17 protein-coding genes are annotated in these 20709 nt (G+C 63.8%); 10 read left to right on the forward strand and 7 right to left on the reverse strand.

What is annotated here, in order from left to right; translation table 11 throughout:
* Positions 1-13: 13 nt before the first annotated feature.
* From B3M58_RS05035 to B3M58_RS05050, 4 genes are read right to left on the reverse strand one after another with little or no spacing between them, the layout of a single operon-like run.
* Complete coding sequence (locus tag B3M58_RS05035) at positions 14-784, reverse strand: polysaccharide biosynthesis/export family protein (RefSeq protein ID WP_296217473.1); 771 nt, start codon at positions 782-784, stop codon at positions 14-16.
* A 29-nt stretch (positions 785-813) separates the two neighbouring features.
* The gene (locus B3M58_RS05040; RefSeq protein ID WP_296217474.1) at positions 814-1725 is read right to left on the reverse strand and encodes a glycosyltransferase family 2 protein; all 912 of its coding nucleotides are present in this window, start codon (positions 1723-1725) and stop codon (positions 814-816) included.
* On the reverse strand, positions 1725-3182 hold the full coding sequence (locus tag B3M58_RS05045) for a mannose-1-phosphate guanylyltransferase/mannose-6-phosphate isomerase (RefSeq protein WP_296217475.1): 1458 nt from the start codon (positions 3180-3182) through the stop codon (positions 1725-1727). The genes B3M58_RS05040 and B3M58_RS05045 overlap by 1 nt, the downstream gene beginning before the upstream one ends.
* Before the next feature lie 2 nt (positions 3183-3184).
* A complete protein-coding gene (locus tag B3M58_RS05050; RefSeq protein WP_296217476.1) occupies positions 3185-4618 on the reverse strand; it encodes an undecaprenyl-phosphate glucose phosphotransferase in 1434 nt (477 codons plus the stop codon).
* 428 nt (positions 4619-5046) lie between these two features.
* Between B3M58_RS05050 and rfbB the strand changes: the two genes are divergently transcribed.
* The 9 genes from rfbB (at position 5047) to dctM (ending at position 15158) form a co-directional block, all read left to right on the forward strand.
* The gene (gene rfbB, locus B3M58_RS05055; RefSeq protein WP_296217477.1) at positions 5047-6117 is read left to right on the forward strand and encodes a dTDP-glucose 4,6-dehydratase; all 1071 of its coding nucleotides are present in this window, start codon (positions 5047-5049) and stop codon (positions 6115-6117) included.
* Positions 6114-6980, forward strand: coding sequence for a glucose-1-phosphate thymidylyltransferase RfbA (gene rfbA, locus B3M58_RS05060; RefSeq protein WP_296217478.1), 867 nt, complete (start codon positions 6114-6116; stop codon positions 6978-6980). Before rfbB ends, rfbA begins: the two co-directional genes overlap by 4 nt.
* 2 nt (positions 6981-6982) lie before the next feature.
* Positions 6983-7528, forward strand: coding sequence for a dTDP-4-dehydrorhamnose 3,5-epimerase (gene rfbC, locus B3M58_RS05065; RefSeq protein WP_296217479.1), 546 nt, complete (start codon positions 6983-6985; stop codon positions 7526-7528).
* The gene (gene rfbD, locus B3M58_RS05070) at positions 7525-8394 is read left to right on the forward strand and encodes a dTDP-4-dehydrorhamnose reductase (protein WP_296217480.1); all 870 of its coding nucleotides are present in this window, start codon (positions 7525-7527) and stop codon (positions 8392-8394) included. Before rfbC ends, rfbD begins: the two co-directional genes overlap by 4 nt.
* A 164-nt stretch (positions 8395-8558) precedes the next feature.
* A complete protein-coding gene (locus B3M58_RS05075) occupies positions 8559-10373 on the forward strand; it encodes a sensor histidine kinase (RefSeq protein WP_296217481.1) in 1815 nt (604 codons plus the stop codon).
* Positions 10370-11758 carry a sigma-54-dependent transcriptional regulator gene (locus B3M58_RS05080; protein WP_296217482.1) on the forward strand — a complete coding sequence of 463 codons (1389 nt, stop codon included), beginning with the start codon at positions 10370-10372 and terminating at the stop codon, positions 11756-11758. Before B3M58_RS05075 ends, B3M58_RS05080 begins: the two co-directional genes overlap by 4 nt.
* Positions 11759-12102: 344 nt before the next feature.
* Entirely contained in the window at positions 12103-13098 is a 996-nt protein-coding gene (gene dctP, locus B3M58_RS05085; protein ID WP_296217483.1) for a C4-dicarboxylate TRAP substrate-binding protein DctP, read from the forward strand.
* A 135-nt stretch (positions 13099-13233) separates the two neighbouring features.
* The gene (locus B3M58_RS05090) at positions 13234-13878 is read left to right on the forward strand and encodes a TRAP transporter small permease (protein WP_296217484.1); all 645 of its coding nucleotides are present in this window, start codon (positions 13234-13236) and stop codon (positions 13876-13878) included.
* Complete coding sequence (dctM, locus tag B3M58_RS05095; RefSeq protein WP_296217485.1) at positions 13875-15158, forward strand: C4-dicarboxylate TRAP transporter large permease protein DctM; 1284 nt, start codon at positions 13875-13877, stop codon at positions 15156-15158. Before B3M58_RS05090 ends, dctM begins: the two co-directional genes overlap by 4 nt.
* Positions 15159-15298: 140 nt before the next feature.
* Here the strand turns inward: dctM and B3M58_RS05100 are convergent, their stop codons facing one another.
* Positions 15299-16942: an acyl-CoA synthetase gene (locus B3M58_RS05100; protein ID WP_296217486.1), complete on the reverse strand. Its 1644-nt coding sequence runs from the start codon at positions 16940-16942 to the stop codon at positions 15299-15301.
* Positions 16943-17189: 247 nt separating this feature from the next.
* On the opposite strand from B3M58_RS05100, the gene B3M58_RS05105 reads away from it, so the two are divergent.
* The gene (locus tag B3M58_RS05105) at positions 17190-19115 is read left to right on the forward strand and encodes a beta-ketoacyl synthase (protein WP_296217487.1); all 1926 of its coding nucleotides are present in this window, start codon (positions 17190-17192) and stop codon (positions 19113-19115) included.
* 103 nt (positions 19116-19218) lie between these two features.
* Here the strand turns inward: B3M58_RS05105 and cysQ are convergent, their stop codons facing one another.
* Together cysQ and nudE are read right to left on the reverse strand one after the other, a co-directional pair.
* The gene (gene cysQ / locus B3M58_RS05110) at positions 19219-20040 is read right to left on the reverse strand and encodes a 3'(2'),5'-bisphosphate nucleotidase CysQ (protein WP_296217488.1); all 822 of its coding nucleotides are present in this window, start codon (positions 20038-20040) and stop codon (positions 19219-19221) included.
* Positions 20037-20603 (reverse strand): ADP compounds hydrolase NudE, encoded by a 567-nt coding sequence (nudE, locus tag B3M58_RS05115; protein ID WP_296217489.1) that lies wholly within the window; start codon positions 20601-20603, stop codon positions 20037-20039. The genes cysQ and nudE overlap by 4 nt, the downstream gene beginning before the upstream one ends.
* Between the last annotated feature and the right edge of the window lie 106 nt (positions 20604-20709).

A 20709-nucleotide genomic window follows, 5' to 3' on the forward strand; every position in this document is an offset into this window, starting at 1 on the left:
TATCCCTGTCTGCTTACTGATCGCGGTTGAGGTCGTAGTTGAAACCGACGCCCAGCGTTTTCACGAACGGAATCAACTGGTTCATGTACAGCTCGACGCCTTCCACGCGGTTGCCGATGCCGGACTTGGGTACGAAGACCACGTCGCCGCGCTGCAAGGCGACCGCCATGCGTCCTTCGATGCCGCCGTGCATCAGCTTGCCGTAGTCGATGAAGTAGGTCTTGTACTGGCCCTGCTCGTCCATGCGCAGCAACGCCACGCTGCTGCTGTCGGCATCGATCATGATGCCGCCGGCGCCGATGATCGCCTGCTCCAGGGTGGGCGCCGCCGGGAACGGCAGCGGCTGCGGATTGCGCACCGAACCGCCAACAAACACCGTGTTGCCCGGCGACTGGTTGATGTTCACCGTCACCCGTGGTTCCTGGTAGTAGACGGCTTGGCGCCCGCGGATCTCCTCGGCCAGTTGCGCCGGAGTCTTGCCCACGGCCTTGACCATGCCGATGAACGGGTACTGGAAGGTGCCGTCGTTCATCACCGTGTAGAGCGTCAGCTCGTATATCGAGTTGGCGGTGAAGGCCGAGATGCTCGGCATCTCACCACTGGTGCGGACGATGCGCAGGGTGTCGCCGGCGCGGATGCGCTCTTCCGGCAGCGGCAGCTTGGCCAGCTCTTCGGCGGCAGACTTGCCGGCATCGACTTGCTCGTCATCCGGCAACGGGATAACCGCGGGCGTGTTGCAGCCAGCGAGCAAAATGAGACACAAGGCCAGAGACAGGCGCTTCATGAGTGGCGCTTCCTTTTCAAAGACATGAGTTACTTCCAGTACACGGGGAACATGCTCAAGCGGCGCTTGAGCGAGTTCGAAAGCCATTGTTCATGCCAGCCAAGGCGATAGCCGGCGTATTTGAGCAGGGTGCGCAGAGCGACCTGCGGCAGACGGTACAGGGCGCCAGCCTCGTGCAATGCGGCGATCTCAGCCAGCACGTAGCGCTTGCCCTCTCCACCGGCCTGGCCGAACGCCTCGGCGATCCAGCGTTCGCGCCCATAGAACACGCCGATATCGAAATAACGACGAAACTCCTCCAGCACTCGGTAATCGTGCGAGTGCTGCACCTCGGCGTCGGCGGCGTAGCGTACCGCGTAACCGGCCAGCAGCAACTTGGCGGCGACGTAGGCATCCTCGCTGCCGATCACGTCCTCGGGAAAGCCGCCGACCGCCTCAAGGGCGTCGCGGCGATAGGCCGAGAAGGAATCGGAGCTGAAGCAGGTTTTGATGCCCAGGGCGGCGGCGTCGCTCAGGCGTTTGCTGCGGCTGTGCGGCGGGTAGTTGAAGCGGCGCGCCTGGGCACCGAGCAGACCCGCGCCCGGATGCGGCAACTGGCGGCCGTAGGCTACGCCGATATCGGCCTCGCAATGCAAGTTCTCGACGAGTCGCGCGAAGCTCTGCGCGCTCGCCGGAATGGCATCCTGGGTCAGGTAGATCAGCACATCCGCACTGACCTGCTGACTGGCCCAGCGCCGCGTACCGCCGTGATTGAACTGCTCCGGCTCGATCACCTCGACCCGCGCCCCGGCCTGGCGAAAACGCGCGGCGCTGTCATCCCGCGAGCGGCTGTCGACCACCAGGAATTCGTCGGGCTGCAAGGTTTGCGCGGCCAGCGCCGGCAACAACCGATCCAGATGGGACACGGCATTGCGCGTCGGAATGATCAGGGCAACGCGCATCAGTTCAGCGTCTCGGCTGCCGGCACACGGCCATAGATGTCGTTGAAGCGAACGATGTCGTCCTCTCCCAGGTACTCGCCGCTCTGCACCTCGATCATCACCAGCTCGATGACTCCAGGGTTGACCAGGCGATGGCTGTGGCCAGCGGGAATGAAGGTCGACTCGTTGGTGTTGAGCAGGAAATCGCGTTCGCCGTTGACCACCCGCGCCATGCCGCTGACCACAATCCAGTGCTCGCTACGGTGATGGTGCATCTGCAACGACAGCGACTCGCCCGGACGCACCATGATGCGCTTGATCTTGAAGCGCGGCCCTTCCTCAAGCACCGTGTAAGTGCCCCAAGGGCGCACGACAGTACGATGCAAACGATAGGCTTCGTGGCCGCGCCGCTTGAGCTCCTGGGCAATGAACTTGACGTCCTGGGTACTGTTGGCATCGGCGATCAGCAGCGCATCCGGCGTATCGACGATAACCAGGTCACGCACGCCGACCGCGCCGACCAGGCGCTTGGGCGAATCGATATAGCAGTTGCTGACCTTGTGCAGGATCGCCTCGCCATTGATCTGGTTGCCATCGGCATCGGCGGCGACCAGCTCGCGCATCGCCTGCCAGGAACCGATGTCGCTCCAGCCGAGCGAGCAAGGCACCACGGCAACCCGCTGCGAACGCTCCATCAAGGCGTAATCGATGGAAATATCCGTCACCTCGGCGAAACTGCGGCTATCCAGCTCACACTGCCAACCCTGCTTGCCCTCGGTGGGGTGGCTGCGCTCAAGGCACGCGGCCACCGCGTCGAGCACCTGCGGCGCATGCTCGCGGAACTCGCGCAGCACGGCATCGGCGCGGAAACAGAACATGCCGGCGTTCCACAGGTGTTGACCGCCATCCAGATAACCCTGAGCAGTGAGCGCATCGGGCTTCTCCACGAAGCTGGCCACCTGGAACCCGCCGTGGGCCAACGCCGCGCCTTGTTGGATATAGCCGTACCCGGTCTCGGCATGCCCCGGACGAATACCAAAGGTCACCAGCCAACCGGCTTCGGCTAAGGTGCGCGCCTGCTCGATGGCCACGACGAACGCGGCCTGATCACCAATCAGATGATCCGCCGGCAGCACCAGCAGTTGCGCATCGTCGCCATAATGACGGGCGACGTGCAGGGCGGCAGCGGCAACCGCAGGCGCGGTATTGCGCCCGCAGGGCTCGAGGAGGAAATCCAGGCTCAGACGCTGCTGATTGAGCGGCCGGTAGTCGTCCAGGGAGCGAAACAGCAGATCACGGTTGATCACCGTCAGCAGCTGCTCGACATCGGCCAACCCGGCAACCCGCTCGAAGGTCTTCTGCAACAGGCTGCGCCCGTCCGCCAGGCGCATGAACGGCTTCGGCATCGCCTCGCGCGACACTGGCCACAAACGGGTGCCTGCGCCGCCGGCAATAATGCATGGAATCAGTGCAGTCATCGCTAATACGCCTCCCGCGTCAATAGCACAGCCGGAATGGTCCGAAACAGCACGTACAGATCGAACCACACCGACCAATTCTCGATGTACTGCAAGTCATACTCGACGCGTTTCTCGATCTTCTCCAGGGTATTGGTCTCACCACGGAAACCATTCACCTGAGCCCACCCGGTAATACCCGGCTTGACCCGATGGCGCGCGGTGTATTCCTTGACCGCGTCCTCGAACAGGATGCCGGCCGCCTTGGTGGCCGTGGCATGCGGGCGCGGGCCGACCATGGACATACTGCCAAGCAGGACGTTGAACAGTTGCGGCAGCTCATCGAGGCTGGTCTTGCGAATGAAACGACCGACCGGGGTAATGCGGTCGTCGTCACGCGTGGTCTGTCGCTCGGCATTGGCGTCGCTCTGATGGCAATACATCGAGCGGAATTTGAACACTTCGATAAGGCGGTTGTTGTAGCCATAGCGCTTTTGCCGAAACAGCACCGGGCCGGGCGAATCCAGCTTGATCGCCAGCGCCACCAAGAGCATGACCGGCAGCGCCGGGAGCAAGGCGAGAGTGGCGAGCAGCAAGTCTTCGATTCGCTTGATCAGCGGCGACCAACCGTCCAGAGGGCGCTCCGACACATTGAACATCGGCAACCCGCCGACCTCGGTAATCCGGTTGCGCGCATGCCGGAAGGCCAGCATGTCCGGCACCAGCAACACGTTCACCGGCAGCTTGCGCAACTCGAGAACGATCTGCCCAATACGGTTCTCCGCCGACCACGGCAGCGCCACCAGCACCTGAGTTACCCGCTCTTTGCGGATCAGGCGTTCCAGATCGCCGCTGTTGCCGAGCAACGGCAGGTCAGCCAGGGTATCGGGCATCCGGCCGATACGATCATCGATAAAGCCGATCAAGCCCGAACGAATATCGCCATTGCGCGATATGAACTCAGCGAGGCGCACACCGTTCTCGGTACCGCCCAGAATCACCGCACTTTGCAGAAACTGCCCGGACCTCATCCAATAACGGAACAGCGCCAGCAGGAACAGACGCTCGCCACCGAATGCAACCAGGCTGGCGACAAACCACAGGGTCAGGTAACGCCACTCCATGAAACTGAACATGGCCAGCGCTTGGTGCATGAACAGCAGCAGGCAGAATGCCGCCGACCAGGCAAAGAACATCATCCTGAAGCGCAGCAGGTTGCTGAAGATTTCTTCCGAATAGACCCCAAGCGCCTGAAACATCATCACGGTCAGAACGCCGAAGAACAGCAGCACCGCGGAATAGCTTTGCGTCAACCCTGGCTCATCCGACAACCAGAGGAGCAGGAGCAGGCCAGGCAACGCGGCGGTAAAACCGTGCACAATGCGCATCACCGCAACGAAATATTCGACAAAGCCGGGGCGCGCCAGCAATGAATTACCGACCGATAGCTGACGCATGAAAAGATACCCCCGCCAAAATTTCCGTTAATAGCGCGCCCGCAAGCGTCAGAAAAAAGGCAGAAAAAGAAGCCAAAAAACCAGCGCGCGACAGAATACCGTCAGCACTCGTTGTGCTGGCGACTTAATCATTTTTATGATGGCATTTCAACATCCTTTTAGTGGCCGGTCCAATTAGTTATTGGCGCCATAAAACCATCGAAGAAAGCCGCCTCAATAAATGACTTATATAGAGAGACAGGCACCGTCAGACGCATAATCCGCCGCACAAACCAGCTGCATTCAGGCGTATAACGCATCACGGCCACCGCCGCCCAGACACCACGCAGCGCTAGGCAACCTGACTACCGGCACAAGCCACTTGCACCTTTAAACGCGCCTGCCACAAGCTATGCCCAACCCAACGTTTATCGCCAAAGGCTACATCCATGCGCATCCTCGTCACCGGCGGCGCCGGCTTTATCGGCTCGGCACTGATTCGTCATCTACTGAGCGATACCGAGCACAACGTGCTCAACCTGGACAAACTGACCTACGCCGGCAACCTGGAGTCGCTGGCCAACGTCGAAAACAACCCGCGCTATCAATTCCTTCAGGCCGATATCGTCGATCAGGCCGCAGTGAGCGATGCCCTCGCACAGTTCCAGCCGGACGCGATCATGCACCTGGCTGCCGAATCGCATGTCGATCGCTCCATCGATGGGCCAGCGGCGTTTATCCAGACCAATATCGTCGGCACCTACAGCCTGCTGGAGGCCACTCGCGCTTACTGGACCGGCTTGTCGGCCGAGCGCAAACAGGCGTTCCGCTTCCACCACATTTCCACCGACGAGGTGTACGGCGACCTGCACGGCGTCGACGACCTGTTCAGCGAAACCACGCCCTATGCGCCCAGCTCGCCCTATTCGGCGAGCAAGGCCGCCTCGGATCACCTGGTACGCGCCTGGCAACGCACCTACGGGCTGCCGGTGCTGCTGACCAATTGCTCGAACAACTACGGCCCGTACCACTTCCCGGAAAAGCTGATTCCGCTGGTCATCCTCAACGCCCTGGATGGCAAGCCGCTGCCGGTGTACGGCAATGGCCAGCAAATCCGCGACTGGTTGTATGTCGAGGACCATGCCCGCGCCCTGCTACAAGTGGTCACTGCCGGCCAAGTGGGCGAAACCTACAACATCGGCGGGCACAACGAGCAGCAGAACCTGCACGTGGTGGAAAGCATCTGCGCACTGCTCGATGAACTGGCGCCGCGCCAGCAGGCGGGCTCTTACCGCGAGCAAATCACCTTTGTCAGCGACCGCCCCGGCCACGATCAGCGCTATGCCATCGACGCCGGCAAGATCGAGCGCGAACTCGGCTGGACCCCGCAGGAAACCTTCGCCAGCGGCCTGCGCAAAACCGTGCACTGGTACCTGGACAATCTCGACTGGTGCCGGCGCGTACAAGACGGCAGTTATCAACGCGAGCGCCTAGGCGCCCTTAAGGAGCACTCAGCATGAAAGGAATCATCCTCGCCGGCGGTTCCGGCACCCGCTTGCACCCGATCACCCTCGGCGTGTCCAAGCAGCTGCTGCCGATCTACGACAAGCCGATGATCTACTACCCGATCTCGGTGCTGATGCTCGCCGGCATCCGCGACATCCTGATCATCTCCACCCCGCACGACCTGCCGCAGTTCGAGAAGATGCTCGGCGATGGCAGCCAGTTCGGCGTGCGCTTCAGTTACGCCGAGCAACCCTCGCCGGACGGCCTGGCCCAGGCCTTCCTGATTGGCGAGTCGTTTATCGGCAACGACTCAGTGTGCCTGATCCTTGGCGACAACATCTTCCACGGCCAGCATTTCAGCGAACAGCTCGCACGCGCCGCGAGCCACCCCGCAGGCGCCACGGTATTCGGTTACTGGGTCAAAGACCCCGAACGCTTCGGCGTCGTCGAGTTCGATGAGCGCGGCCGGGCCATCTCCATCGAAGAGAAGCCCAAGCAAGCGAAGTCCAACTACGCGGTGACCGGCCTGTATTTTTACGACAACCAGGTGATCGAGATCGCCAAGGCGGTAAAGCCCTCGCCACGCGGCGAGCTGGAGATCACCGACGTCAACAACGCCTACCTGCAGCGCGGCGACCTGCGCGTCGAGCGCTTTGGCCGTGGCTTCGCCTGGCTCGACACCGGCACCCACGACAGCCTGCTGGAAGCCTCGCAATACGTGCAGACCATCGAACACCGCCAGGGTCTGAAAGTCGCCTGCCTGGAGGAAATCGCCTACCAGCAAGGCTGGATCGACCGCGAACAACTGCTCAAGCAAGCCAAGGCCTTCGGCAAGACCGGTTACGGTCAGTACCTGTTCGGCCTGGCCGAGGAATAACCATGCACATCGTCACCACAGCCATTGCCGACGTCCTGATCCTCGAACCCAAGGTGTTCGGCGACGAGCGCGGCTTCTTTTACGAAAGCTTCAACGCCCGCGCCTTCAACGAGGCTACCGGCCTGCAACGCGAGTTCGTTCAGGACAACCACTCGCGCTCGCAGCGCGGCGTATTGCGTGGCCTGCATTACCAGTTGCAGCAGGCCCAGGGCAAGCTGGTGCGAGTAACCGCCGGCGAGGTATACGACGTCGCGGTGGACATTCGCCGCAGCTCGCCGACCTTCGGCCAGTGGGTCGGCGTGCACTTGTCTGCCGAGAACAAACGCCAACTCTGGGTGCCGGAAGGCTTCGCCCATGGTTTTCTGGTGCTCAGCGAGTTCGCCGAATTCCTCTACAAGACCACCGACTACTATGCACCGGCCTTTGAGCGCTGCATCCGCTGGGACGACCCGACGCTGGCCATCGACTGGCCGCTCGCCGCTGCGCCGCAACTCTCGGCCAAAGACCAGGCCGGACTCGACCTGAACCTGGCGGACCTGTTTCCATGAAGATCCTCTTGCTCGGCCAACACGGCCAAGTCAGCCGCGAGCTGCAACTCAGCCTGCGCGGGCACGACCAACTGATCGTGCGCGGCCGCGAACACCTCGACCTGGCCAACCCCGAGCAGATTCGCCAGCAGGTGCGCGCACTGCAACCCGACCTGCTCATCAACGCCGCCGCGCACACCGCCGTCGACCAGGCCGAAAGCGAGCCCGAGCTGGCCTTCGCGATCAATGCCACGGCGCCCGGCATTCTCGCCGAGGAAGCCGCCGCGCTTGGCGTGCCGCTGCTGCATTACTCCACCGATTACGTGTTCGACGGCAGCAAGGCCGCGCCCTACAGCGAAGACGATCAGCCCAACCCGCTGAGTGTCTACGGCCGCAGCAAGCTGGCCGGCGAGCAGGCCATCCAGGCCGTCGGCGGCGACCACCTGATCCTGCGCACCAGCTGGGTCTATTCGCTGCACGGACGCAACTTCCTGCTGACCATGCAGCGCCTGCTGCAAGAGCGCGACAGCCTCAACGTGGTGGCCGATCAAATCGGCGCCCCCACCTGGGCCGGCAGCATTGCCAGCACCACCGCGCAGCTGGTGCAACACTGGCGCGACGGCCGGGCTGGCCCTTGGGGGCTTTACCACCTGACCGCCCAGGGTGAAATTTCCTGGTTCGGCTTCGCCAGCGCCATCGCCGAACAGCTGCGCGCGCAGGGCAAGCCCGCCGCCCAGCTGCAAACCATCCCCACCAGCGCCTACCCGACCCCGGCGCAACGGCCACTCAACTCGCGCCTCGACTGCACGCGCCTGCAACGCGACTGGACGATCCAACTGCCAGACTGGCACAGCGCCTTGCTCGACTGTTTACACAGCCCGCGCTGAGCCTGCGCCTTACCGGCGCCAAGCCGGGCATGCGGCTGGCCGGGCTTCAGCCCAGCCAGGCAGCGTGCCCAAGCCGGCGGTTGCGACCCACTGGCGATGGCGTAGACCGCCCGCGCTAAAGCCCGAATGTGCATAATGCGCCTGTCTCCCAGGCACTCGACCCTATGACCGCAACCATTCCCACCGCTAAACGCCCACGCTGGCGCAGCCTCGCCCTGCTCGCCCTGCTGCTGACGCCGCTGCTGTGGCCGCTGCAACAGTTGGCCGAGCGTTATTACAGCAGCGTGCTGATCGAGCAGAACCGCCAGACCCTCGACCTCTACGTCGCCAACCTGCTCGGCACCCTGCGCCGCTACGAAGTGCTGCCGCAGATCCTCGGCGACCTGCCGGCCCTGCGCGGCGCCTTGCAGCAGCCGGATAACGGCGACGCGCTGAACCAGGCCAATCGCCTCTTGCGCAAGGTCCGCGAGCAGACCGGCGCCGACGTCATCTACCTGATGGACCCGAACGGCAAGACCCTGGCCGCCTCCAACTGGGACCAGGACGACAGTTTCATCGACCGTAACTTCGCCTTCCGTCCGTATTTTCGTGAAGCGGTTGCCGGACGCCCCGGGCGCTTCTTCGGCCTCGGCACCACCTCCGGCAAGCGCGGTTACTACTTCGCCGCGGCGGTGCGCGACGACGCCGACAACCTCGGCGCGCTGGTGGTCAAGGTCGACCTCGACCACACCGAAACGCTGTGGGGCAACACCCCCGAGCAACTGCTGGTGACCGATGCCAACGGCGTGGTGATCCTCACCTCGCGCAGCGACTGGCGCTTCCATGCCAGCCGCCCGCTGGACAACGCCGAGCGCGCCGCCATCGCCGCCAATATCCCCTACCCGACCCAATCGCCGCCGCCGCTGAAACTCAACGCCAACACCTGGATCAGGCAGAACCGCGAACTGCAGGAAACCGGCTGGACGGTGAGCATCCTCGCCCCGCGCACCTTGATCGACCGCCCCGTGCGCACCGCCGTGGCAGCTGGCGGTGGCATCCTGCTGCTGCTGATGCTGCTGCTCGGCCTGATGATGCAGCGCCGCCGTCATTACCTCGAACGCATCGCCCTGGACGCCCGCGCGCGCGCCGAACTGGAGCTGCGCGTGCAGGAACGCACGCAGGACCTCGAACTGCTCAACAGCCGCCTGAAACAGGAAGTGCTGGAGCGCGAACAGGCGCAGCAGGAATTGGTGCGCGCCCAGGACGAGCTGGTGCAGGCCGGCAAACTCTCGGCCCTTGGCACCATGAGCGCGAGCATCAGCCACGAACTCAACCAACCGCTGGCGGCAATTCGCAGCTACGCCGACAACGCCGGCGTGCTGCTCGACCACCAGCGCACCGAAGACGCACGCGGCAATCTCAAACTGATCAGCCAACTGACCGAACGCATGGCCTCGATCATCGCCCACCTGCGCGCCTTTGCCCGGCGCGACCGCCACGCCCCGGAAAGCGTCGCCCTGCAACCGGCCATCGACGACGCCCTGGCGCTGCTGGCCAAGCGCCGCCGGGCCATGGACGTCGAACTGATCCGCGACCTGCCGGACGCCACCCTCTGGGTGCAGGCCGGCGAAACCCGCCTGCGCCAAGTGCTCGGCAACGTGCTGGCCAATGCCCTCGACGCCCTCGGCGAAAAACCCCAGCCGCGGCGCATCTGGCTGAGCGCCGAGCGCACCGCCGAGGGTGTCGACCTGCACCTGCGTGACAACGGCCCCGGCTTCAGCGTCGAAGCCCTGCAACGCGCCCGCGAGCCATTCTTCACCACCAAGACCAGCGCCCAAGGCCTGGGCCTGGGCCTGGCCATTTGCGATACCCTGATGCGTGCCCTTGGCGGTGAACTGCTGTTCGCCAATCACCCCGACGGCGGCGCCCTGCTGACCCTGCGCCTGCGCGCCGCCGAACACGGCGTAAAAACCCAGTCGCCAGAGGACTTTATTGTATGAGCACCACCATCGACGCGCGCATTCAGGTGCTGCTGATCGACGACGATCCGCACCTGCGCCAAGCCCTCAGTCAAACCCTCGACCTGGCTGGGCTGAAGGTTGTCAGCCTGGCCGACGCCCAAGGCGTTGCCGCGCGCATCGACCGCGACTGGCCGGGCGTGGTGGTCAGCGATATCCGCATGCCCGGCGTCGATGGCCTGGAACTGCTCAAGCAACTGCACGAACAAGATCCGGAACTGCCGGTGCTGCTGATCACCGGCCACGGCGACGTGCCGCTGGCGGTGCAAGCGATGCGCGCCGGCGCCTATGACTTCCTGGAAAAACCCTTCGCCAGCGACGACTTGCTCGACAGCGTGCGCCGCGCCCTGGCCCTGCGCCGCCTGGTGCTGGACAACCGCAGCCTGCGCCTGGCCCTGGCCGATCGCCAGGAGCTCTCCACGCGACTGGTCGGCCAATCGCCGGCCATGCAACGGCTGCGTCAGCAGATCGGCGCGCTCGCCGGGATCAGCACCGACGTGCTGATCCTCGGCGAAACCGGCGCCGGCAAAGAAGTGGTGGCGCGCGCGCTGCACGATCTGTCGAACCGCCGCGACGGCCCCTTTGTCGCGATCAACGCCGGCGCCCTCGCCGAATCGGTGGTCGAGAGCGAGCTGTTCGGCCATGAACCCGGCGCCTTCACCGGAGCCGCGCGGCGGCGCATCGGCAAATTCGAGTTCGCCAATGGCGGCACCCTGTTCCTCGATGAAATCGAGAGCATGAGCCTGGAAGTGCAGGTCAAGCTGCTGCGCCTGCTGCAAGAACGCGTGGTCGAACGCCTCGGCGGCAACCAACTGATCCCGCTGGATATCCGCATCATTGCCGCGACCAAGGAAGACCTGCGCCAGGCCGCCGATCAGGGGCGCTTCCGCGCCGACCTGTACTACCGGCTGAACGTCGCTCCGCTGCGCATCCCGCCCCTGCGCGAGCGCGGCGAAGACACCCTGCTGCTGTTCCAGCACTTCGCCGAAGGTGCCAGCGCGCGCCATGGCCTGCCCGCGCACGAACTGCAACCGGGCCAGCGGGCCATGCTGCTGCGCCACCCCTGGCCGGGTAACGTGCGCGAGCTGCAGAACGCCGCCGAACGCTTTGCCCTTGGCCTCGACCTGGGCCTTGAGCTGAGTCTGGACAGCAACCTGAGCAGCGCGCCGCTGGCCGGCAACCTCAGCGAGCAGGTGGAAGCCTTCGAGCGGGCGCTGATCGCCGCCGAGCTGACCCGCGCGCACAATTCGCTGCGCAGCCTGGCCGAGGCCCTCGGCGTGCCGCGTAAAACCCTGCACGATAAACTGCGCAAACACGGGCTGAACTTCGCCGACGCTGGCGGAAGCTCGCCAGAAGACCTCGACTAATCGGCGGATTCCCGCCAAATCCAGTGCTGGCGGCGCCCCTCTTGCGCCGCAGACGCCCCCGCCAAGATCGCCTAAGAAAATCGGCAAAGTCCTACAGAACCTAGCGCTGGCAAGGCCGCGCCGGGTTCTGCCGAGCGCAGCCAGATGGCTCGCTGGCAACCGGCCAGCAGACTGGCATGCCGGTTGCTCTAGGCTCCCGTCAGGCGAACCAAACAAGTACAAGTCCAGGCTATCGCTGCCCCGCGTCCGTCGTTTTCCGACAGGCCGCCTAGACTTGCTCTTGTTCGCCCGTTTGCCGCGCTACGGCGCTTAACGCGATAACCACAACAAGAGGAAGCATTCGCATGTTCAAACTGACTGCCAAGGCGCTGGCTTGCGCCCTGTCTCTGAGCATCGCCGGTATGGCCCAAGCGGCCGAGCCCGAGCCGATCGTGATCAAGTTCTCCCACGTCGTCGCCGACCACACGCCGAAGGGCCAAGGCGCGGTACTGTTCAAGAAGCTCGCCGAAGAGCGTCTGCCGGGCAAAGTCAAAGTCGAGGTCTACCCCAACTCCTCGCTGTTCGGCGATGGCAAGGAGATGGAAGCGCTGTTGCTCGGTGACGTGCAGCTGATCGCCCCTTCGCTGGCCAAGTTCGAGCAATACACCAAGCAAATCCAGGTATTCGACCTGCCGTTCCTGTTCCAGGACATGGCCGCCGTCGACCGCTTCCAGCTCAGCCCGGAAGGTCAAGCACTGCTGACCTCCATGGAAGACAAGAACATCACTGGCCTGGCTTACTGGCACAACGGCCTCAAGCAGCTGTCCGCCAACAAGGCGCTGCGTGAGCCGAAAGACGCCCGCGGCCTGAAGTTCCGCGTGCAGGCGTCCGCCGTACTCGAAGAGCAGTTCAAGGTCGTGCGCGCCAACCCGCGCAAGATGAGCTTCGCCGAGGTCTACCAAGGCCTTCAGACTGGCGTGGTTAACGGTGCCGAGAACCCCTACTCGAACATCTACAGCCAGAAAATGCATGAAGTGCAGAAGTTCATCACCGAATCCAACCACGGTGTCCTGGACTACATGCTGATCACCAACACCAAGTTCTGGAACAGCCTGCCGGCCGACGTGCGCAGCGAGCTGGACAAGATCATCGTGGAAGTGACTGCCGAGGTGAACAAGCAAGCTGGCGCGCTCAACGATGGCGACAAGCAGCGCATCCTCGAAGCCAAGACCACCGAAATCATCGAGCTGACCCCTGAGCAGCGCGGCATGTGGCGCGACGCCATGAAGCCGGTATGGAGCAAGTTCGAAGGCGAAATCGGTGCCGATCTGATCAAAGCCGCGGATGCCGCCAACCAGTAGTCTGGGTTAAGGAGCATGCGACGATACCCATCGCCCTGAGCCGATGGGTATCGCTGCGCTCCACCCATCCTACCCACTGCGAACATACGCCCGCAGAGACCGTGCGCTATCCACTCCACACTGGAGACTCTATCGATGAACGCCTTGCGGCGCGTCTGGGACCACTTCGAGGAAGGCTTTATCGCCTTTCTGCTGGCGGCCATGACGCTTGTGACATTCGTTTACGTAATCCTCAATAACTTCTACACGCTGTTCTACAACCTGGGCGACCGTTTCGGCGGCAACGAGACGCTGCTCGCCATTGGCGACTTCATTCTCGACCTGGCCCAGTCGATGACCTGGAGCATCGCCTTGACCAAGGCACTGTTCGCCTGGTTGATCTTCTTCGGTCTGGCTTATGGTGTGCGCACCGCCGGGCATATCGGCGTCGATGCACTGGTCAAACTGACCAGCAAACCGACCCAACGGATCATCGGCATCATTGCCTGCCTGGCTTGTCTCGGCTACGCCGGGCTGATCACCGTGGCCAGCTTCGATTGGATGCACACCCTGTTCACTGCCAATATCGGTGCCGAGGACCTTGGCCACTACGGCATCAAACAGTGGCATATCACCCTGATCGTGCCGTTCGGTTACGCCATGGTATTCATCCGCTTCCTGGAAATTTTCGTGCGCATCCTGCGTAACCAGCAAACCGGTCTCGGCCTCGCCGATGAGGCCGCCGAAGCGATGAAGTTGACCGAGCACGACGATCCTCAGCACAAGGAACATAAGCCATGACCATCCTGTTCCTGTTCATTCTGCTGTTCGTGCTGATGTTCATCGGCGTGCCGATTGCCGCCTCCCTCGGCCTGGCCGGTTCGATCACCATCATGCTGTTCAGCCCGGACTCGGTGCGCTCGCTGGCGATCAAGCTGTTCGAGACCTCCGAGCACTACACCCTGCTGGCGATCCCGTTCTTCCTGCTGTCCGGTGCGTTTATGACCACTGGCGGCGTGGCCCAACGCCTGATCGACTTCGCCAACGCCTGCGTCGGCCATATCCGTGGCGGCCTGGCGATTTCCGCGGTGATGGCCTGCATGCTGTTCGCCGCACTGTCCGGCTCCTCGCCCGCGACTGTGGCGGCGGTCGGTTCGATTGCCATCGCCGGCATGGTGCGCTCCGGTTATCCACAAGCGTTCGGCGCCGGCATCGTGTGTAACGCCGGTACTCTGGGCATTCTGATTCCGCCGTCGATCGTCATGGTGGTGTACGCCGCGGCGACCGAGCAATCGGTCGGTAAGCTGTTCATGGCCGGCGTAGTGCCGGGCCTGCTGCTCGGCGTGATTCTGATGGTGGCGATCTACATCGTCGCGCGGAAGATGAACCTGCCGTCCATGCCGCGCGCCAGCCTGCGCGAACTCCTCAGCACCGCCCGCAAAGCGATCTGGGGCCTGCTGTTGATGGTGATCATCCTCGGCGGCATCTACTCTGGCATGTTCACTCCGACCGAAGCAGCGGCAGTAGCCGCGGTCTACGCCGGCTTCGTGGCGCTGTTCGTGTACAAGGATATGACCGTCCGCGAGTGCCCGAAGGTGCTGCTGGAGTCCGGCAAGCTGACCATCATGCTGATGTTCATCATCGCCAACGCCATGCTCTTCGCCCACGTCCTGACCACCGAGCAGATCCCGCAGACGATCACCGCCTGGGTAGTCGACATGGGCCTGCAACCTTGGCAGTTCCTGCTGGTGGTGAACATCGTGCTGCTGGTGGCGGGGGCCTTCATGGAGCCGTCGGCGATCATTCTGATTCTCGCGCCGATTCTCTTCCCGATTGCCGTGCAACTGGGCATCGACCCGATCCACCTGGGCATCATCATGGTGGTGAACATGGAGATCGGCTTGATCACCCCGCCGGTGGGGCTGAACCTGTTCGTCACCTCAGCGGTGACCGGCATGCCGCTGACCTCGGTGATCAAGGCCGCCTGGCCGTGGCTGATGCTGCTGCTCAGCTTCCTGATCGTCGTCACCTATGTGCCGTCTATCTCGCTCGCCCTGCCGAACTGGCTTGGGATGAGCTGATCACAGCGTTTTTGGTACTGCGTGTACCCACTCAGCCCGGCCTTAGTGCCGGGCTTTTTTTGCCTGTAATAAAGCCCTGTGCTGTGGAGTGGCGTGAATCCCGCCGAGCTGGTGCTGGGTGTAGCGCCGCCCGGCCAACCTTACTCAGCTGCTGCGGCCAGGACCTTGGCCTGCTCGCGCAGGACAAACTTCTGCACCTTGCCGGTGGAGGTTTTCGGCAGGCTGGCGAACACTACCGCGCCGGGCACCTTGAAACGCGCCATGTGCTGCTGACAGAACGTGATCACCGCCTCCGCCGTCAACTCGACGCCCTCGCGCGGGGTGACGAAGGCACAGGGGGTTTCGCCCCACTTCACACTGGGCATCGCCACCACCGCGGCTTCAAGGATCTGCGGATGGCGGTAGAGCACGTCTTCCACTTCGATCGAGGAGATGTTCTCGCCACCGGAAATAATGATGTCCTTGGAGCGATCCTTGATTTCCACATAGCCGTCGGCATGCCACACCGCCAGGTCGCCGGAATGAAACCAGCCGCCGGCGAAGGCATCGGCGGTGGCCGTAGGATTTTTCAGGTAGCCCTTCATCACCACGTTGCCGCGCATGAAAATCTCGCCGATGGTCTGGCCGTCCTTGGGCACCGGCTGCAGGGTCTCAGGGTCGGCCACCATCAGCCCGTCGAGCAGTGGCGCACGCACGCCCTGGCGCGACTTCAGGCGCGCCCGTTGCTCCGCCGATTCGTTGTCCCACTCGGCCTTCCATTCGCAGGCCACGCTGGGGCCGTAGGTTTCGGTCAGGCCATAGACGTGGGTAACGCGGAACGCCAGCGCTTCCATCGCCTCGATCACCGCCGCCGGCGGTGCGGCGCCAGCGGTCAGCACTTTCACCGGGCGGGTTTTCAGCGCCTTCAGTTCGGGCGCGGCATTGGCCAGCATGTTGAGCACGATGGGCGCGCCGCAGAAATGATCGACCGCGTGCTCGGCCAGCGCCGGGTAAATCGCCTCGGCCCGCACATGGCGCAGGCACACATTGACCCCGACGTAGGCGGCCAGCGCCCAGGGGAAGCACCAACCGTTGCAATGGAACATCGGCAGCGTCCACAGGTACACCGGGAAGCGGGTCATGTCCCAGCACATGGCATTGGACAGCGCATTCAGGTGCGCGCCGCGGTGGTGATAGACCACGCCCTTGGGGTTGCCGGTGGTGCCGGAGGTGTAGTTCAGGGCGATGGCCTGCCACTCGTCCGCCGGCAGGCTCCAGGCGTAATCCGGGTCGCCTTCGGCGAGCAGGGCCTCGTAATCCAGCTCACCGATCAGCAGGCCCTCGGCATACTCGGGGTCATCGATCGCGATGATCAGCGGCCGCTTCGGCATATGGCTGGTGGCGCGCTGCACCAGCTCGCCGAACTCCTTGTCGACCAGCAGCACCTTGGCTTCGCCGTGTTGCAGGATAAAGCCGATGGTTTGCGCATCCAGGCGGGTGTTGATGGCATTCAGCACCGCGCCGCACATCGGCACGCCGAAGTGCGCCTCGAACATCGCCGGGCCGTTCGGCGCGATCACCGCCACCGTATCGCCCAGGCCAATCCCGCGCTGAGCCAAGGCCGACGCCAACCGAATGCAGCGGCTGTAGGTCTCGCCCCAGGTCTGCCGCAGGCCGCCGTTGATCAGCGCCAGGCGCTGCGGATAGACACTCGCCGCGCGCTCGAGGAAGCTCAATGGACTGAGCGCCTGGAAGTTCGCGGCATCGCGCGGCATGCCGTATTCGTAAGGGTTGACGCTGTTCATTATGGTTCTCCGGCAGGGCCTTATTACGTGGAGAAACCCTAGCAGGGGTATGGTTTTAGCGAATCGCGACCTTGGTCGAAGCCGTGACTCATAGGTCACAGATCGCGTCAGCATAGGCATCCGAACAGTCGAGCCGGTGGCCAGCCCGTGGTCACTGTCGTGCGCTGGAGCCATCCAGTTGCAGGACAACAAGCCTTCATCGCGTTATCTGAGCTTGTCCGGCGTCTTTATTTGAAGGAGTTCCCGCGTGAAGTCTCGCTTACCTGTGATCGTTGGTTTTGGTGGTTATAACGCCGCTGGGCGCAGCTCCTTTCACCACGGCTTTCGCCGTACCGTGCTCGAATCGCTGGACATCCAGGCGCGCCAGGAAACCCTCGCCGGCCTCGCGGTGATGATGAAACTGCTGCGCGTGGTCGACGGCGCCTACCAGAGTGACGACGGTAGCGTGCTGAGCCTGGCCGAGATCGACCAGCGCTTCGCCAAGCAGATCCTCGCCTCGACCCTGGTGCGGCGCATCGAAAAGCAGCACCTGGACGTCGACGCCGCGCACTGGCAGAAAAACCTCAGCGTCAGCGGCACCTCCAGCGCGCCGCTGACCTTCGTCACCCACCGCAAGCAACTGCCCGAGCCACTGCCGGGCAACTGGTCGGTGGAGGAGCTGAACGCCACCGAGGTATGCGTCACCCTGCACGACAACTGCGAATTCAAGGTCGACAGCTACCGCGCCCTGCCGGTGAAATCCGCCGGGCAACTGCCCAGCGGCTTCGAGCCGGGTGAGCTGTACAACTCGCGCTTTCACCCGCGCGGCCTGCAAATGACCGTGGTCGGAGTGACCGACGCGCTGCGCTCCACCGGCCTGCCGTGGCAATCGATCGTCGACTGCGTGGCGCCGGACGAAATCGCCGTATTCGCCGGCAGCATCATGAGCCAACTCGACGAAAACGGCTTCGGCGGCCTGATGCAATCGCGCCTCAAGGGCGGCCGGGTTACCGCCAAGCAGCTGGCCCTGGGCCTCAACACTATGCCGGCGGACTTCATCAACGCCTACGTGCTCGGCAGCGTCGGCACCACCGGCAGCGTCACCGGCGCCTGCGCGACCTTCCTCTACAACCTGCAAAAAGGTATCGAGCAGATCGCGAGCGGCAAGGCGCGAGTGGCCATCGTCGGCAACAGCGAGGCACCGATCAATCAGGAATGCATCGAGGGCTACGGCGCCATGGGCGCGCTGGCCACCGAAGACGGTCTACGGCAGATCGAAGGCAAGACCGAGATGGCCCAAGAGCAGGTGGACTTCCGCCGCGCCAGCCGCCCGTTCGGCGAGAACTGCGGCTTCACCCTGGCCGAAGCCTGCCAGTTCGTGGTGCTGATGGACGACGAGCTGGCCCTGCAGCTGGGCGCCGACATCCATGGCGCGGTGCCGGACGTGTTCATCAATGCCGACGGCTTCAAGAAATCCATCTCCGCTCCCGGGCCGGGCAACTACCTGACCGTGTCCAAGGCCGTGGCCAGCGCCGTGCAACTGCTCGGCATCGACGCCGTGCGCCAGCGCAGCTTCGTGCATGCCCACGGGTCCAGCACCCCGGCCAACCGCGTCACCGAATCGGAAATCCTCGACCGCATCGCCGCCGCCTTCGCCATCGAGCAATGGCCGGTCACCGCGGTCAAAGCCTTCGTCGGCCATTCCCTGGCCACCGCCAGCGGCGACCAGGTGATCTCCGCCCTGGGCAGTTTCAAGTACGGCATCATTCCGGGGATCAAGACCATCGACAGCGTTGCCGATGACGTGCACCAGCAGCACCTGAGCTTCGCCAACAGCGACCGTCAGCGCGCCCCCGAGCAACTCGACGTGTGCTTTATCAACTCCAAGGGCTTCGGCGGCAACAACGCCAGCGCCCTGCTACTGGCCCCGCACGTGGTCGACAAGATGCTGCGCAAACGCCACGGCGACGCCGCCTTCGCCGCCTACACCGCGCGCCGCGAAAGCACCCGCGCCGCCGCCCGCGCCTACGACGAGCAGGCGCTACGCGGCCAGCTGGAGATCATCTACAACTTCGGCCACGACCTGATCGACGACAAAGCCATCGAACTCGGCACCACACAGATCAAGGTGCCGGGCTTCGTCCAGCCGCTGGTGTTTAAACAGGACGACCGCTACGCAGATATGCTCGACTGAACCAAGCCGGGGATGCATCTGTAGGATGGGTTGAGCAACGCGATACCCATCAACATGCGGCGATGGGTAACGCGGCTAACCTGCGCGGCTCGATGCCGCTCGCTCAATCCAGCGCGCGGGCCAGTTGGATCAGCTCGGCGCGCCATTCGGCGGCGGCCGGCAAGGCCAGGAAAGACGGGTTGAGCAGCGATTCACGCGCTTCGTAGGTCAACACCTCGCCCTTGAGCGTCAGCACCTCGCCACCGGCACCTTCCAGCACGCCCTGGGCGGCGGCGGTGTCCCATTGCGAGGTCGGCGCCAGGCGCGGGTAGCAATCGGCATTGCCTTCGGCCAATTGGCAGAACTTCAAGGAACTGCCGACGCTGGCCAGTTGCAGGTCGCCGAAACGCTCGCTCAAGCCCTCCAGCAAGCGCTCCTGCGCTGGGCTGGAATGGCGGCGGCTGGCGACCACGGTAAAGGCATCCGCCGGCGCCAGGCGCACACTGATCGGCTCGGCGCTCACCTCGGCCTCGGCGCGCCAGGCACCCAGGCCGGCGCCACCGCAGTAGCAGCGGCCATGCGCCGGAATCCCGACCACCCCGAACACCACGCGGCCGTGCTCGATCAGCGCGACGTTGACGGTGAATTCCTCGCTGCCGGCGATAAATTCCTTGGTGCCGTCCAGCGGGTCGACCAACCACCAGCGGGTCCATTGTGCGCGCTCGCTCAGGGCAATCTCCGCCGCCTCTTCGGAGAGCACCGGGATGCTCGCATCGAGGGCGCGCAGGCCATCGTTGAGAATGTGATGGGCGGCCATGTCGGCGGCGGTGACCGGCGAGGCGTCGGCCTTCTCGGTGACCTGCACACCGGCGCGCCAATGCGGCAGGATCGCCGCGCCGGCGTCGCGCACCAACTGGATCACCGCGGGAATCAGGGGATGGCTCACAGACTAAAACTCCCACGCTGGATCAGCAGGTCGCGGGCCAGGTACAACGCGGCCAGGGCGCGGCCCTCGCTGAACTGCGGGTGCTGAATCAGGCTCGACAGCTCACGCAGGTTGACCTTGTCGACACGCATCGGCTCGGGCTCATCGCCCGGCAGGCTTTCCTCGTAGAGGTCGCAGGCCAACACCACCTGAATTTTCTGGCTCATGTAGCCAGGCGACAGGCTCAGTTCGGTCAGATGCTCCAGTTGCCGCGCGCCAAACCCGGCCTCTTCCTTCAGCTCACGATTCGCCGCCGCCAGCACATCCTCGCCCGGCTCGATCAAGCCCTTGGGCAGCGACAGCTGGTAGTCGTCGGTGCCGCCGCAATACTCTTCGACCAGCAAGGCATGCTCGTCGTCGGCCATCGCCACGATCATCACCGCGCCATAACCCGCACCCTTGCCCACCAGCCGTTCATAGGTCCGTTCCACGCCGTTGGCAAAGCGCAGTTGCAGTTCCTCGACGCGAAACAAGCGACTGCTGGCGACAATCTCGCGGGCGAGTACGGTGGGTTTCTGACGCATGGAGCGGCTCCTTGAACGGGTGAGACACGGCCTGTTGGCCACGCATGGCGCGCGCGCCGCGGATCGGTCTGCCTGCACCTTGGTGGCGTGACGTGGCGGGTTATCA

Origin of the sequence: Pseudomonas sp. UBA2684 (assembly GCA_002354655.1) — a bacterium.
GTDB lineage: Bacteria > Pseudomonadota > Gammaproteobacteria > Pseudomonadales > Pseudomonadaceae > Aquipseudomonas.

Coding starts and splice junctions, on each gene's coding strand:
- B3M58_RS05035 (WP_296217473.1), bottom strand. CDS start 784: ATGAAGCGCCTGTCTCTGGCCTTGTGTCTCATTTTGCTCGCTGGCTGC.
- B3M58_RS05040 (WP_296217474.1), bottom strand. CDS start 1,725: ATGCGCGTTGCCCTGATCATTCCGACGCGCAATGCCGTGTCCCATCTG.
- B3M58_RS05045 (WP_296217475.1), bottom strand. CDS start 3,182: ATGACTGCACTGATTCCATGCATTATTGCCGGCGGCGCAGGCACCCGT.
- B3M58_RS05050 (WP_296217476.1), bottom strand. CDS start 4,618: ATGCGTCAGCTATCGGTCGGTAATTCATTGCTGGCGCGCCCCGGCTTT.
- rfbB (WP_296217477.1), top strand. CDS start 5,047: ATGCGCATCCTCGTCACCGGCGGCGCCGGCTTTATCGGCTCGGCACTG.
- rfbA (WP_296217478.1), top strand. CDS start 6,114: ATGAAAGGAATCATCCTCGCCGGCGGTTCCGGCACCCGCTTGCACCCG.
- rfbC (WP_296217479.1), top strand. CDS start 6,983: ATGCACATCGTCACCACAGCCATTGCCGACGTCCTGATCCTCGAACCC.
- rfbD (WP_296217480.1), top strand. CDS start 7,525: ATGAAGATCCTCTTGCTCGGCCAACACGGCCAAGTCAGCCGCGAGCTG.
- B3M58_RS05075 (WP_296217481.1), top strand. CDS start 8,559: ATGACCGCAACCATTCCCACCGCTAAACGCCCACGCTGGCGCAGCCTC.
- B3M58_RS05080 (WP_296217482.1), top strand. CDS start 10,370: ATGAGCACCACCATCGACGCGCGCATTCAGGTGCTGCTGATCGACGAC.
- dctP (WP_296217483.1), top strand. CDS start 12,103: ATGTTCAAACTGACTGCCAAGGCGCTGGCTTGCGCCCTGTCTCTGAGC.
- B3M58_RS05090 (WP_296217484.1), top strand. CDS start 13,234: ATGAACGCCTTGCGGCGCGTCTGGGACCACTTCGAGGAAGGCTTTATC.
- dctM (WP_296217485.1), top strand. CDS start 13,875: ATGACCATCCTGTTCCTGTTCATTCTGCTGTTCGTGCTGATGTTCATC.
- B3M58_RS05100 (WP_296217486.1), bottom strand. CDS start 16,942: ATGAACAGCGTCAACCCTTACGAATACGGCATGCCGCGCGATGCCGCG.
- nudE (WP_296217489.1), bottom strand. CDS start 20,603: ATGCGTCAGAAACCCACCGTACTCGCCCGCGAGATTGTCGCCAGCAGT.